This is a genomic window from Clostridia bacterium, from assembly GCA_026414765.1.
Taxonomy (GTDB): Bacteria; Bacillota; Clostridia; order Acetivibrionales; family DSM-27016; genus SKW86.
Window position 1 is genome coordinate 81,195 of sequence record JAOAIJ010000019.1, and the last position, 14,020, is coordinate 95,214.

14 protein-coding genes are annotated in these 14,020 nt (G+C 40.2%); 10 read left to right on the forward strand and 4 right to left on the reverse strand.

All coding sequences use genetic code 11. The annotated features are described in order from the left end of the window. Positions 1-118 precede the first annotated feature (118 nt). Positions 119-1,087: a DMT family transporter gene (locus tag N3I35_06985; GenBank protein ID MCX8129828.1), complete on the reverse strand. Its 969-nt coding sequence runs from the start codon at positions 1,085-1,087 to the stop codon at positions 119-121. Positions 1,088-1,208: 121 nt separating this feature from the next. Between N3I35_06985 and N3I35_06990 the strand changes: the two genes are divergently transcribed. From N3I35_06990 to fabZ, 10 genes are all read left to right on the forward strand, one after another. Next, entirely contained in the window at positions 1,209-2,609 is a 1,401-nt protein-coding gene (locus tag N3I35_06990) for a PLP-dependent aminotransferase family protein (protein MCX8129829.1), read from the forward strand. A gap of 325 nt (positions 2,610-2,934) precedes the next feature. Continuing rightward, positions 2,935-3,936 carry a stage II sporulation protein D gene (gene spoIID, locus N3I35_06995; GenBank protein ID MCX8129830.1) on the forward strand — a complete coding sequence of 334 codons (1,002 nt, stop codon included), beginning with the start codon at positions 2,935-2,937 and terminating at the stop codon, positions 3,934-3,936. Positions 3,937-4,070: 134 nt separating this feature from the next. Beyond that, complete coding sequence (locus tag N3I35_07000) at positions 4,071-4,922, forward strand: M23 family metallopeptidase (protein ID MCX8129831.1); 852 nt, start codon at positions 4,071-4,073, stop codon at positions 4,920-4,922. 208 nt (positions 4,923-5,130) lie between these two features. Beyond that, the gene (gene spoIIID, locus N3I35_07005) at positions 5,131-5,382 is read left to right on the forward strand and encodes a sporulation transcriptional regulator SpoIIID (GenBank protein MCX8129832.1); all 252 of its coding nucleotides are present in this window, start codon (positions 5,131-5,133) and stop codon (positions 5,380-5,382) included. A gap of 195 nt (positions 5,383-5,577) precedes the next feature. Next, a complete protein-coding gene (locus tag N3I35_07010; GenBank protein ID MCX8129833.1) occupies positions 5,578-6,648 on the forward strand; it encodes a rod shape-determining protein in 1,071 nt (356 codons plus the stop codon). A gap of 114 nt (positions 6,649-6,762) precedes the next feature. Continuing rightward, complete coding sequence (locus N3I35_07015; GenBank protein MCX8129834.1) at positions 6,763-7,542, forward strand: flagellar hook-basal body protein; 780 nt, start codon at positions 6,763-6,765, stop codon at positions 7,540-7,542. Positions 7,543-7,561: 19 nt separating this feature from the next. Then, positions 7,562-8,365, forward strand: a complete 804-nt coding sequence (gene flgG, locus N3I35_07020) for a flagellar basal-body rod protein FlgG (GenBank protein MCX8129835.1) — start codon at positions 7,562-7,564, stop codon at positions 8,363-8,365. An 82-nt stretch (positions 8,366-8,447) separates the two neighbouring features. Continuing rightward, complete coding sequence (locus N3I35_07025) at positions 8,448-8,843, forward strand: rod-binding protein (protein ID MCX8129836.1); 396 nt, start codon at positions 8,448-8,450, stop codon at positions 8,841-8,843. After that, positions 8,830-9,954: a phosphodiester glycosidase family protein gene (locus tag N3I35_07030; GenBank protein ID MCX8129837.1), complete on the forward strand. Its 1,125-nt coding sequence runs from the start codon at positions 8,830-8,832 to the stop codon at positions 9,952-9,954. The genes N3I35_07025 and N3I35_07030 overlap by 14 nt, the downstream gene beginning before the upstream one ends. 153 nt (positions 9,955-10,107) lie before the next feature. Then, positions 10,108-10,548, forward strand: a complete 441-nt coding sequence (gene fabZ, locus N3I35_07035; GenBank protein ID MCX8129838.1) for a 3-hydroxyacyl-ACP dehydratase FabZ — start codon at positions 10,108-10,110, stop codon at positions 10,546-10,548. Between the two features lie 46 nt (positions 10,549-10,594). Here the strand turns inward: fabZ and N3I35_07040 are convergent, their stop codons facing one another. The 3 genes from N3I35_07040 to murC all read right to left on the reverse strand — a co-directional run bounded on the left by N3I35_07040 (position 10,595) and on the right by murC (position 13,807). After that, positions 10,595-11,551: a hypothetical protein gene (locus N3I35_07040; protein ID MCX8129839.1), complete on the reverse strand. Its 957-nt coding sequence runs from the start codon at positions 11,549-11,551 to the stop codon at positions 10,595-10,597. 55 nt (positions 11,552-11,606) lie between these two features. Continuing rightward, positions 11,607-11,801 carry a hypothetical protein gene (locus N3I35_07045; GenBank protein MCX8129840.1) on the reverse strand — a complete coding sequence of 65 codons (195 nt, stop codon included), beginning with the start codon at positions 11,799-11,801 and terminating at the stop codon, positions 11,607-11,609. A 602-nt stretch (positions 11,802-12,403) separates the two neighbouring features. Continuing rightward, a complete protein-coding gene (gene murC / locus N3I35_07050) occupies positions 12,404-13,807 on the reverse strand; it encodes a UDP-N-acetylmuramate--L-alanine ligase (GenBank protein MCX8129841.1) in 1,404 nt (467 codons plus the stop codon). Positions 13,808-14,020: the final 213 nt, after the last annotated feature.

Sequence of the window (14,020 nt, forward strand, 5' to 3'; positions counted from 1 at the left end):
GCAGAGACCGCCAGCAAGGTAATTTTCGGCAGCTGGCGGCCACCTATTTCTGTTCCCTATATCGCAGTTTCCAACGCGACACCGGATTTGAACTGTACCGTGAGACGGTCGATGAGACCTATTCCTTTACCTGTTCCTTTTCGCCGCTTTCAATATTCTTTGATGGAGATGAGGCATCAATGCCTTCAGTACCGATAAGGATCATACCGACGATTACAAGAAAACCACCCAACCAGTGCTGGTAACCGGCGCTTTCGCCCAATACTACAGTCGATAGTAGCATGGAAGTAAACGGCATCATGCCCGAAAAAGCCGCAGCTGTGAACGCGCCGCATCGCTTTATTCCAGAGTACCAACAGATAAATGCCAGAGCTGTTACAAATACACCGTACCAAAGAAGAGCCGTCCATTCCATAAGGCCGATTCCTGAAAGTTCCTTCAAAGGATGCTCAAACGGTGCAGGGATAAGGCATAGAATCAGAGCAATTGCCGATACAATTGCGGTTTGAGCAATAGGACTTGAAGGTTCTTTCAAGTCCGCCGCAGCCTTGATGGCAGAAATGCGTGACAGTGTGTTGAAGGCGGACTCACAAGCCGCTGCACAAAGTACGAGCATATTCCCGCCGATGTGTTTCAAGGATAAACCGTTTCCCGGCGTTAATACGCCTTGAATGATCAAGATGCCTCCTACAGTACAGAGTATTCCGGTTAGTTTTCTGCTGTTGACCGGCTCCCTTAATACAATCATAGCAAGAAGTGCTGTTATGGCAGGCGTTGCGCCTGTGAGTATGCCCGCTTCTCCAGCACTGGTATAATAAAGGCCGCTTAGTAAAAACATACGGAACAGAAAAATACCGCATAAGGCCTGAAGTAACAAAAAAAGAAAATTGCGAAATGACATTAACCGAATATAGCGGGCAAGTTGTTTACCGCATAATGGGACCAAAAACACGAGCGCGAAAAACAGGCTTACTGCCGTAACTGTAAACGTTCCGAGCTTTTCCGTAACGAATCTGGCCGATATGACGCTGGTTCCTGCCAGCGAAAAAGCGCAAATCAAATATAAGTTCCCATTCAAACGATCCATTCTAATATCTCTCCGAAAATGCATTGCATTCTTTTAACATGATGGTATAATTTTACCCATACAACTGGTGCTATTGAAGAGCCAGTATAGAATAGATTTTAAAGAGCCAGTTGGAGGCATTATGTTAGGAATTGAATTGAACCGGAAAAGTGAATTGCAGTTATGGCGCCAAATTTATCAGTATTTAAAGGAACTGATGATATCCGGACAGCTGAAAGCGGGAGAAGTTCTGCCGTCCACAAGGGAATTAGCAAAGGAACTGAATGTTTCCCGCAATACAGTTTGCGAGGCTTATGACTTGCTGATTGCAGAGGGCTTCCTTATAAGCCGTCAGGGAGCCTACACACGGGTCTCGGATGGTTTATGCATTGAACCTGTTGAACCGGCATTATCTCCTAAAATAAAAAGCGAGGCAGTTCGGTCAATTTCAGTAAGCTTTCGGACGGGCAGGCCCGACTTAAGGCAATTTCCTAGATTCCTTTGGCAGAAACTGCTGCATAAGGCTTCCGAGGAACTGACTCTTGAGGCTTTTGGTTATACCGGACCACAGGGATTGCCTGACCTTCGAGAGGAAATTGCGACTTGGTTGTTCAGAAGTCGGGGTCTTAAGGTTGCATCAGACGATATCTTTATTACTGCTGGCGCAACGCACGGGCTTCATCTTGTTGCAGATCTTCTGTGCGGGGACGGCCAAAAAATATTGATGGAGGATCCCTGTCATATCGGAATGCTTGGCACGTTTATAAATAAAGGCTGCTCCATTGTTCCTATACCGGTCGATGCCGAAGGGATGCAAACCGATTACCTGTCAAAGTGCGGAAGTACAGGCCCAATATATGTTACGCCTTCTCATCAGTTTCCCTTGGGAGGAATTCTTCCTGCATCACGCCGTGCTGTGCTGATCCGCTTTGCCAGAGAAAACGATCTTTATATTATCGAAGACGATTATGACAGCGAATTCCGATATATCGGCGAGCCCATTGCTCCGCTTTACACTTTGGATCCGCAACGTGTGATCTATGTTGGCACTTTCAGTAAAGCAGTTTTTCCAGCGCTGAGGATAGGCTATGTAATTTTGCCCTATCAGCTTCAAGCACGCTGGTGTGATCTGCGTACTCATACGGATGTACAAAATTCACCCTTTGAACAGGCTGCTTTGGCAGATTTCTTAAAGACACGTAAGTTTGACCGGCATGTCCAAAAGATGCGTAAAACTTATGGCTTGCGCCGACAGGTGTTGTTGGAGTCGCTGGAAGAAGCCTTTGGCAACGAGTGGATTGCTTATGGAGATTCCGCCGGGTTGCATGTCGCTATAGATTTTCCTAAAATGATATTTGACGAGGCGTTTATAAGTAATTGTCTGAAAAACGGAATATATATTACTCCTGTAGAAAGCCACTGCATAGAGAAAGGCAGGCATCAAAGCAAGCTGCTTATAGGGTATGGACATTTAGAACCTGATGTAATCAAAAAAGGTGTTTTACTATTATCTGATTTATTAAAAACTAAATATCTGAGTTGATATCGCGCTTGTATCTTATCATAGAAAGGAAAATTTTGCTGATCTCATGCCCTCACTGTGGTCATACACTTGAACTCAAAAAGAACCGTAAACATTTTAATGTCCACAAATGCGGATAAGCTGTCTTCAATGAACTTCAGGGACTTCTCACCTCAGGCTAATATCCGGAATAAATAATATCTACTGCATCATACTGCTTACGTAATTTTTATGTAATCATAAAGTGCTTATCCATGAATATATATTATATATGCACAGCTTAGCTGTACTTCAACAGATTATGAGCATAGGCGCACATACTGATGTGCACTCACAGGGATAAGTGATGAAGAAACTTTTATATTATTCTTTTTTAATGACAATAGTAGTTGTTATTTTACCCTTCTTGATAGTAAGAGGATGCAGTATAGAAAACAAGGAAACAGAAGAAAAAAATTTTCCTGAAATACAGCAGACAGGTCTTAAGATAAAAGTATACAACTCTGCGGATGATAAAGTATCTGAAATGCCGCTGGAGCAATATGTTAAGGGTGTAGTTGCTGCAGAAATGCCGGCGGAGTTTGGGATAGAAGCGCTAAAAGCACAGGCTGTGGCAGCCAGAACTTATGCTGTGGGAAGGGCGAAAGGTTTATACAAAACAGAGGATAAAGCACATGAGAATGCCGATATATGTACCAATTCCGCCCATTGTCAGGCATGGACTGATAAAAAAACGGCTGCAAAGAAATGGGGCATTCTTAACACTTACAGATACTGGTCGAAGATAGAGAGAGCAGTAAATGAAACTAACGGCTTGATTTTAGTTTATGAGGACAGGATCATAAATCCGGTGTTCCATGCCAATAGCGGGGGTAAAACCGAGAATTCAGAGGATGTGTGGGAGGGTAAGAAAGAACCTTATCTTCGCAGTGTAACAAGCAGTGGGGAGGTAGGGGCCAAGGACTATAGAAGTGAGCTGATTATAACTGTAGATGATTTCTATGATACGTTAAAGAAGCAGTATCCTGAATTAAAAGTAAGTAAAAAAAATCTGCCAGTCAATATAAAGATACTGGGACACACAGAAGGAGGCCGTGTCAGAAACCTGCAAATAGGAAACATAACTGTCAAAGGTACCAGTTTCAGGTCACTGTATGGTCTTAAATCAGCAAACTTTGAAATAGAAGAGAAAGGAAAAGATACTCTTAAAATTACAGTAACAGGGCATGGGCATGGAGTAGGCATGAGTCAATGGGGAGCCGATTATCTGGCAAAGTCCGGTGGAAATTTTGAAGAGATATTAAAATACTATTATACCGGAGTGGAATTGCAGAAGATCGGCAAATAAGCAAAAAAGTAGAAATAAGCGCTGTAAACCGTTCGTAAGGTTGATTTCCGGCATAGTATCCGGCTAATAATTTTTTGTTTCTGTATGTATATTGTTGCCAAGTGCGGAAACAATATTATATGGAGGTGGAAATTGTGAACGAAAGAAAATTATTTCCAGAGAAAAAAACATCTAAGAAAGGAATTTTAGAATTCCTGGATAAAAAAGGATTCTATATTGTTTTGATTTTATGCATTGCAATTGTTGGAGTAGCAGCAGTACTTCTGTCAACAAATACTATAACCTCGCAAGGTACGGATTCAGATACCCAGATTATCCCACATGCATACGATAGCGGCGAAAAAGCTGTTGAAGGGGATAAGACAACCTCTCCAAAAGTTGATCAATCTGCAATAACCAGCCCTGCTGCATCATCAGAGCCAAAGGCTGTCACAGGTGCGGATAATAAAAGCACAACTGCTGTTGCCGGCAGTACGATTGCACTAAATGAAAGTAAAAAGGAAGGAAAGCCGCAGCAGAATAAAGCTGCTCAGACGGGGAAAAAACTGGTCTCCGCTAAAAAAGACAGTTCATCTGAAAAATTTATAATGCCTGTATTTGGGGATGTTACATTTGAGTATGCTCAGGATAAGCTGGTATATTCAAAAACCTTGGAAGATTGGCGTACTCATGACGGTGTTGACCTGGCTGCTGATAGGGGCGCTCCTGTAAAAGCAGTTGCAGATGGTGTTATTAGTGAAATAAAAGGTGATCCGCGGTACGGTATAATGGTATATATAGATCATGGGAATGGAACAAAGACAGTGTATGCAAACCTTGCAAGTGATGAGATGGTAACGCCAAATCAAAAAGTAAAGCAGGGAGATGTGATAGGAGCAGTCGGAAGTACAGCCGCCTTTGAATCCTCAGAGCGCTCGCATTTGCACTTTGAAGTATGGAAGAATAATAAGCTGGTTGACCCGAAAACATATTTGCCTGAAAAATAGCGATATCTAAGGGACTTGGCATTTAGTAAATGCTAAGTCCCTTTTTATCATAACGAAACCCTCTAGGGCATATATATTAAATAGGTTATAGGCAATGAACTGATAAATTGACAGTTGGCAATATGCACAATTGGAAGTCAATAGTTTATATAGCATGGGATAAAGATTGATTGTCAGTTGTCAATTGCACATAGAGGGGGGCATATAGTTGAAGGGGTATATAGAAGAAAGAGTGTTAGAACTTGCTAACTATATTATTGAGAAGAAAACAACTGTAAGGGCAGCCGCAAAAAAGTATGGTATCAGCAAAAGCACAGTACACAAGGATGTAACTGAAAGATTACTCCAGATCCAGCCTGCATTAGCTGAAAATGTAAAAATGGTCCTTGAAGAAAACAAGGCAGAAAGGCATATAAGGGGAGGGCAAGCAACCAAAGCTAAATATCAGGGTGGAATCTGATTTTAAATATAAGGTCACCTGAAGCTGGAAGACAGGGTATGCAGCATTACTTTGTCTTCCTTATTTACATTATGGGGGCCTAAAATACCATATGAATCCGGCGTGCAAAATTTGTATATGGGTCTTTAGGCTTATATATAATCATAATAAGGCTAAAAAATATTGCATTATTGAAATAATATGATAATATTAATTATGATATACATAAATCGGTCAAAAGGGAGATGTATTCTGTTGGGCTTCGGACAAGATATCGGTATAGACCTTGGAACTGCCACAGTTCTTGTTTATATAAAGGGGAAGGGTATAGTATTAAGAGAACCTTCCGTTGTGGCTATTGATAAGAATACAAACAAGCTCCTTGCAGTAGGCGAGGAAGCCAGGAGAATGCTCGGTAGGACACCGGGTAACATTGTTGCTATCAGGCCTTTGAGAGAAGGCGTTATTTCTGATTATGATATAACTGAGAGAATGTTAAAATATTTTATTAATAAGGTTTGCGGAAACAGGGTATTCAAACTTTTTAAACCCAGAATCATGGTTTGCGTTCCCAGTGGTGTAACTGAAGTGGAAAAGAGGGCCGTAATTGATGCAGCCATGCAGGCAGGGGCAAGAAAAACCTACCTCATTGAAGAACCGATATCAGCTGCAATAGGTGCAGGAATAGATATCTCCAAAGCATGTGGTAGTATGGTTGTAGATATAGGCGGCGGTACGACGGATATAGCTGTTATCTCACTTGGAGGCACTGTTGTCAGCTCTTCGATAAAAGTTGCAGGGGATAAGTTTGATGAAGCTATAGTAAGATATATGCGTAAAAAGCATAATATTATGATCGGAGAACGTACGGCTGAAGAGCTGAAAATCAATATTGGTACAGTTTATCCGAGAGTTCAGGAAGTTTCTATGGACATAAGGGGAAGAAATCTTATATCGGGATTACCAAAGACTATTACAATAACATCAACTGAAATAATGGAAGCGCTTGAAGAACCTATCTCTAGTGTTGTAGAGGCAGTACATTCGGTATTGGAGAGGACTCCTCCCGAGCTCGCTGCCGATATAAGCGATAGGGGAATAGTGATGACGGGCGGCGGTAGTCTTATATATGGGCTGGACAAGCTCCTGCAGGAGAAAACAGGGATTAATGTTATCATTGCCGATGATGCAATATCATGCGTGGCTTTAGGTACAGGTAAGGCGCTTGACAATATTGAAGTTATCGAGCAAAATGCAACAATTGAAAACAGAAGCAATAAAAGATAAATATAGTCTATAATAAGTCAGTATATGGTTAGCCATATACTGATTTTTTTTATTAAGCCGGGAAGTATAATTTCCGATATATTTATTGCCATAAACTTTTAGGGAGTAAAAATTATGATAAGAGGCTTATACACTTCAGGATGGAGCATGCTTGCAAACAGTAAAAAGATGGATGTCATATCCAATAATCTTGCCAATGTCAGTACAAATGGCTACAAGCGTGATCTTGTAGTATTTGAAAGCTTTCCTGATGTACTTGCAAGAAGGTTGAATGATACAAGAAGTCCCCTGAATCCCTCCGGGAAAGTGGGAAGCATGGAACTTGGAAGTGATATAGGTGAGATATTCACTAACTATAAACAAGGGCAGCTCACAAAAAGCGGCAGTAATCTTGATATTGCTTTTCATGGAACCGATACGGCGTTTTTTTCAATAGGTATTCCTGGTGAAAATGGTGGAATGAAGGAATATTATACAAGGGACGGGGCATTTGTCTTAAATGCTGACAGACAACTTGTAACAAAAGACGGGTATCCGGTTTTAGGACAGAATGGCATTATCACCCTGGACAGTGAAAATTTTTCTGTAAGTTCCGACGGCTCCATTTTCCAGAATGGGGAGTTGGTCGACAAGCTAAAAATAAAAGATTTTAAAGATACGACAGCACTAAGGAAATACGGTTCAAACCTCCTGTCAGCAGAAGGCGACGTACAAGAACAGCCTTTTTCCGGAGTCGTGGCTCAGGGATTCATTGAACAGTCAAATGTAAACATCATAAGAGAGATGGTAGACATGATAGCTGTTACAAGATCTTATGAATCCAGCCAGAAATTGCTTCAGGCACAGGATAGCACACTGGAGAAGGCGGTAAATGAAGTAGGAGCAGTAAGATAACAAGAGGGGGAAGAAGATTATGATGAGAGCATTATATACTGCGGGATCAGGAATGATAGCACAACAGTTCAATGTTGATGTAATATCAAACAACCTCGCTAATGTTAATACTACAGGTTACAAAAAGGAGAGAGCTGAATTCAAGGATATGCTTTATGAGACAATAGACAGGGCGCATATGCTTGATGGGAAGGGTAAGCCTGTTAACCTTCAGGTTGGACACGGTACGACAGTAGTAGCTACAGTCAAAAATTATGGGACAGGAAATTTTGAAAAGACAGAAAACCCTTTGGATTTTGCAATTGATGGAGAAGGTTTCTTTACTGTGGCAGGACCTAAGGGTGATGTAGTATATACAAGGGATGGAAGCTTTAAAATCAGTGTGTCGGAAGAAGGAAAAAAGCTGACTACAGCGGACGGGTATCCGGTTCTTGATGATGCAGGCGGAGAGATAATCCTCACTGTAGCGGATATATCCAGACTGTCTGTAAACTCAGACGGACAGCTCTTCTATGTAGACAATACAGGTACTACTATAGATTTGGGACAAAAGCTCGGTGTAGTAAAATTCCCAAACAGATACGGACTTGAAAGTATGGGCAGCAACTTCTATAATAGAACTGATGCTTCCGGTAATCCCATTGCCGATGCAGAAGAGGGAGTCAAGAGCACTATATCTCAGGGTTTCCTTGAAGCGTCAAATGTACAGGTGGTTGAGGAAATGGTCAAGCTGATCGTTGCGCAGAGAGCGTATGAAGTTAACTCAAAGGCTATTCAATCAGCAGATGAAATGCTTGGACAGGCAAATAACCTGAAGAGATAAAGCTTAAATTGATTTAGAACCGGATTAAGATAAAATCTAAGGGATAAACAGGAATTTCGTCTTATAGCACTGGAGGGGCATTGTGGAAATTGGTGGTATTAATAATAAATATGTAGATAATTCTATCGAATCAGCAAAGAATAAAGTATCTGATGATGAGTTTGAAAAGAAACTCAAAAGTGCCATGGATAAAAGTGATGAAAAAGAACTAAGGAAGGTCTGCCAGGACTTTGAGGGTCTTATGATTAATATGATGTACAAGCAAATGAAAGCTACTGTCCCAAAAACAGACCTCTTACCCTCAGATACGGGAAAGGAAATATTTGAAGGGATGCTGGATGACAAGCTTGTGGAAGAATCAACAAAAAGCCGCAATGTCGGGCTTGCAGATATACTTTACAAACAGCTCTCCAGACAGATGAAATCAACATACAAGTCTGTACAGGAGGGAGACAAGAATTCTGTTGAAGAAAAATAAGTTGAGGATATTTACAGCATTAATACTAATAATTTTTGTGTCCTTCATAGCCTTTTATGCAGGACATTTTTTATTTGAAGAAAAAGAAGCCGGTAAACCTTTTGTATTGCAGAACAGCAAGAAGAGCCAATCGCCTGTGCTTCACAAGCATATTTCCACCACTATCAGGGGATTAAAGCAGGATATAAACATCCTGGAGGTGGATTTAAGTGATGACAGAGTTTCGATTTCGCCAGTACTTTCTTTTGACAGTATATTCGGGTATGAAAAGCTCAGTTCTATGGCTTCACGCAAAGGTGCATACGCTGCTGTTAACGCGGGATTCTTCTATGAATACGGCAGACCGGGAGGGTTGGTATGTATTGGTGGCCGGCTGCTCTCAGGCTCTACAGGTATATTCCCGGTACTTATGGTCAAGCAGGGGAGGGCTCATCTCAGTCAGGTAAAGACAGAACTATGGGTTACCTCTGGGAAAAAAAAGATGATGCTGCACAGTATAAATATGCCGGGAAATGCTGGAGATTCTGTACTTTATACACCTGAGTACGGAAAAGAAAACAGAGTGGAAGGAAAAAATATTTCTGTTACCATTAAAGACAATATTATAAGAGATATTTCGCTCTTCATGGGAAGTACGGATATACCAAAAGATGGAATGCTGATTACCCTGTTTGGGTATACTACGAAAGATTTCGAAAGTTTTCCTTTTGCTGAAGGTGACAGGGTGGAGTTCAGCTATAAACCGGATGTTGGCAGTGAGGCTTATGAATGTGGCAGCTGGGTAGTCAGAGACGGCAAAACCGTTATTGCAGATCGGGATCCATGGGTAGGTACGCTGACAAACCGCGAGCCTCGCACGGCAGTAGGGATAAAAGGCGATGGGAAAGTTGTACTTGTGACAGTTGATGGAAGACAACCGGGTCACAGCGCCGGAATGACAGGCAGGGAGCTTGGGGAATTTCTGGTAGGCTATGGTGTCAGGAGCGCTGCTATGTTGGATGGAGGTGCATCAACTGAAATGATAGTAGAAAACAAGCTGTTGAACAGACCTTCGGACAGAGGTGAGGAAAGGCTCTTGGGCGGCGGAATCATAATTAAGCTGATAAAATAATTATTATCAGGTTATATTACTTATTCATAAGTTTATAGTGGACAATTATTGGGAAAATGGTTAAAATATATTATAAAGTTATTCTTGAATATAAAGACGTAGTTCCTATCAATAGGAGGTTTTACGTCAGGCAGGAAAAAGGAGAGTACAAGTATGTTGGATAATATGGAAATAAGGAAACTAATACCTCACAGATACCCTTTTTTACTGGTAGATAAAGTATTGGAACTGGAACCAGGTCAGAAAATAGTAGCAATAAAAAATGTAACAGCAAATGAACCTTTCTTTCAAGGACACTTCCCTGAGTTTGCTGTAATGCCTGGGGTTCTTATAGTTGAAGCTTTGGCACAGACTGCAGGCATATGTACGGCAAGTGCGGAACAGGATAAGGACAATAAAAAGCTGGGGTTGTTTGCCAGCATTGAGGGGATAAAGTTTAAAAAGCCTGTACTTCCGGGGGATACCTTAAAGCTGGAAGCGGAAATCCTGATGAACAAGCTTGGTGTGGTAAAAGCCAAGGTGCGTGCAACTGTTGATGACAAGGTAGCAGCAGAAGGTGAGATAAAGTTTGCAATGGCAAATGTTAAAAAATAAGAATAACCCCGGAAGGGGCTATTCTTATTTTTTAATCCTCAAGGCCTTAATTAATCATTTCCCGTACTAAGGCTTTTGTAATCTGAAGATCTATCAAATTTTCCATCCATAACCATTGCCCTGCCGGATTGACTTCTAAAAAAAACAGATTATTATCTTGGGATACGATAAAGTCATAAGCCCCATAAATTAAGCCAAAAGATTTATGCAGCTTTAATAATCGATTTCTAAACGATTCCGGTATATCCGTTATAGAGTATTTTACATTATAAATATCATTTCTCCAATCTGTTTCAGCTTCAGGAATGCCTGCAGTATCAATTCTTACAGGAAATATCTCTTCTCCGACAACTGTAATTCTTAATTCATACTTTTTAGTTATTTTTTTCTGGAATATCCCGGGAGTAACCTTTACAGACATATTTATCCTATCAACTAAAGCTGATGATACTGTCGTTGTCATAGTTACCTTATCGGGTAACTCGTAATAATATGTCAGCGGCTTATATATGACCTCAGAGTGTGGTTTATGAGCTTCTATAAACCCTTTTATTTTATCTGTATCATTAGATACTATGGTATTTGGGATTGAGAAACCCATTTTCACAGCCTTATCCAGCTGATGGATTTTATAAGAAGCTTTATAGTGTGAATCCAGGTTATTTATCCATTTTGCCGGAATGTTTTCGTAGAGAGGTCTAAGAGAATGAATCCATTCGCGGTTCTTCAAGGCTTGATAATTTAGGTGTTCAACAGTTTCTTTTGGCTGGATAATCGGAGGTTTTAGTCTCCACCAGACTGAACGGATGTTATTGTAATCAATGATCTTTTCGCCAATACAAAAGCTGAAATCAAACTTATTAGAATTTATATGATATGATAAAGAATGATTTTCATAGCAATTCTGGTGGTCAAATACATAGTATTCAGAACCTGACTTATCCAATAAATCCTTTGTCTTTTGAATGTGAGGGTCAATATTCTGTCCCATGATTAAAATCATTTTGTTCGCCCTCCTGTGTTTTTAGAATAGTCCCAAGGCTGGTTTTATACATAGACTAAAAAGGAATATCTACATCTGCATCAATATGACCTGGGCCACCTGTGGCTGTAGCTGTTGCATCAAGTTGGATTGAAGCTCCATTCTCAATGTTACTCTTAACTCTCAGACTCGACAACTCTGCTGCTATAGGTTTGATTACTACCTCTGTGTTAGGATCGACTTCCAAAAATACTTTGATTTTTTCGCTCATAATTACAACCTCCAAAAATATTTATTAGTGCTAAACCAACCTTGGGCAAAGTAAACAGATACTTAACATTACTATGGTTAATTTATTATGGTACATAACTGCAAAATAAATTTATTAATATAGTATTAGTAACAGGGAACTTAATATTCGGTTAACTGGTATATTTAGTAAAATTTTCTCTCGCGTATTTCCAGTCGCTTTCCAGGACGGAAATGATGCCGATGTTATGTCTAGAGCCATCTGACTGATATATTAATATTTACCAGAATGGATACTGCTCTGCACTACGATTCTCTCATAGACCATGTAATTGAATACTTCCTTTTTTCTGGAGATTATGTAAAGATGCAAAAACTATTAATAATGGCATATATTTATTCGAAACAATTACCTGTATTATTAAACATATTAACTGTAAGATGCCATAGATTCAAATTATTTACATTATAAATAATGATATAAAAGTTGTCAATGCCGGACAAAATGCTTCAAACTTTTTATTTGATACTGTAATGAGTCTTGGATTGGTAAAAAAGCAAGATAACTATATTTCTGCGAAAGATTGAAATAAAAAAGCCGCTTATAAAAGCGGCTGTTAATTTTTATGGAATTTGATTCCTTTTACGTAAAAACAATTCTCCAACCTTGTATATATCACCTGCACCCATAGTGATTACCAAATCACCCGGTGAAACATTTTTATCAAGATAATCGGCTATAGCATCAAACCCACTGATATAGACTGCATTTTGTCCTGCGGATGCAATTTTATCTGCCACCATGCTTGAATGTATTTCTCCTGTATCTATCTCCCGCGCGGCATATATATCGGATACTATAACCCTGTCTGCATTGGAAAAGGCCTTAGAAAAGTCACCCAAGAGTGATTTTGTCCTGGTATAGGTATGAGGTTGGAATACACACCAAACCTTATCGTAATTTCCGTTCTTCGCAGCTTTAAGCGTCGCTACGACTTCTGAAGGATGGTGGGCATAATCATCTACCACCCTGATGTTATCCGCAATCCCCTTAAGTTCAAAACGCCTGAGGGTACCTGTAAATTTTAGCAACCCTTCCTTTATTGATTTCAGATCACATCCCAGGGCATAACACGAGGCTATGGCAGCAAGTGAATTACTTACATTATGTATTCCCGGAACACTAAGCCTTATTATGTCCAATTCACTTCCATCCTTTACAAGTTTAAAGGATGCACAGCCTTTTTCATCATATTCAATTCCGGTTGCCGTCCATTCTGCATCCGGGGATTTTACACCATAGGTTATTTTTTTACAGGAGAGCCTGTTAATGAGTTCCGAAGTATTGGCGTCGTCAATGCAGGCCACTACATAGCCATTATCCGGGACAAGTTTTGCAAACATATAAAAAGTATCCTTGATGTGATCTATATCTTTGAAGTAATCTACGTGATCCAGCTCAATATTGAGAATAACTGCAAGGTAGGGATTAAACTTAAGGAAGCTTCCGTAGTATTCACATGCTTCAGTTATAAAATATTGATTGCCCCCTATCTTGGTGTTCCCTCCTATAGTCGGAAGCTCTCCTCCGATATGGATAGTAGGGTCGAGGCCGGACTCAAGCATTATCATTGTAACCATTGATGTAGTTGTAGTTTTTCCATGGGTACCTGATATAGCTATGCTGAAAGGGTACTTTTTCATAAGCTGTCCTAAAAGAGCTGCTCTGTCGATTACAGGTATACCCATTTCTCTTGCTTTTATCAGCTCCGGATTGTTGTCTTTTACAGCTACCGTATAAACAACAAGGTCAGGATTCTCTATGCTTTCCGCACTATGGTACGGACGTATTTGTGCACCCATTTTCCCTAGTTTTTGGGTAGAAGCCGATTCCTTCATATCTGAGCCTGATATCTTGTAACCCAGGCTTATTAATATTTCAGCAAGCCCACTCATGCTGCTTCCACCTATACCTACAAAATGAATATGCTTTACTTGTGGCGACTCAAACAGGTTAATATTCTCCAAAAAATAACACTCCTTAAATATGCACAGTTTTGTTGTGCGGCGATAATAACGGGTGACAGATAATGTGATAAGGCACATTTGGTCTGCAACCCGTAACTGTGCGACTTAGTAGCACCATATATATACTACACTATTTTTATGCAAAGTAAAAGTTTAAAAAATCTAAAATTATTATATGAGAATTCATATCCAAATATTATAGACAATAAACTC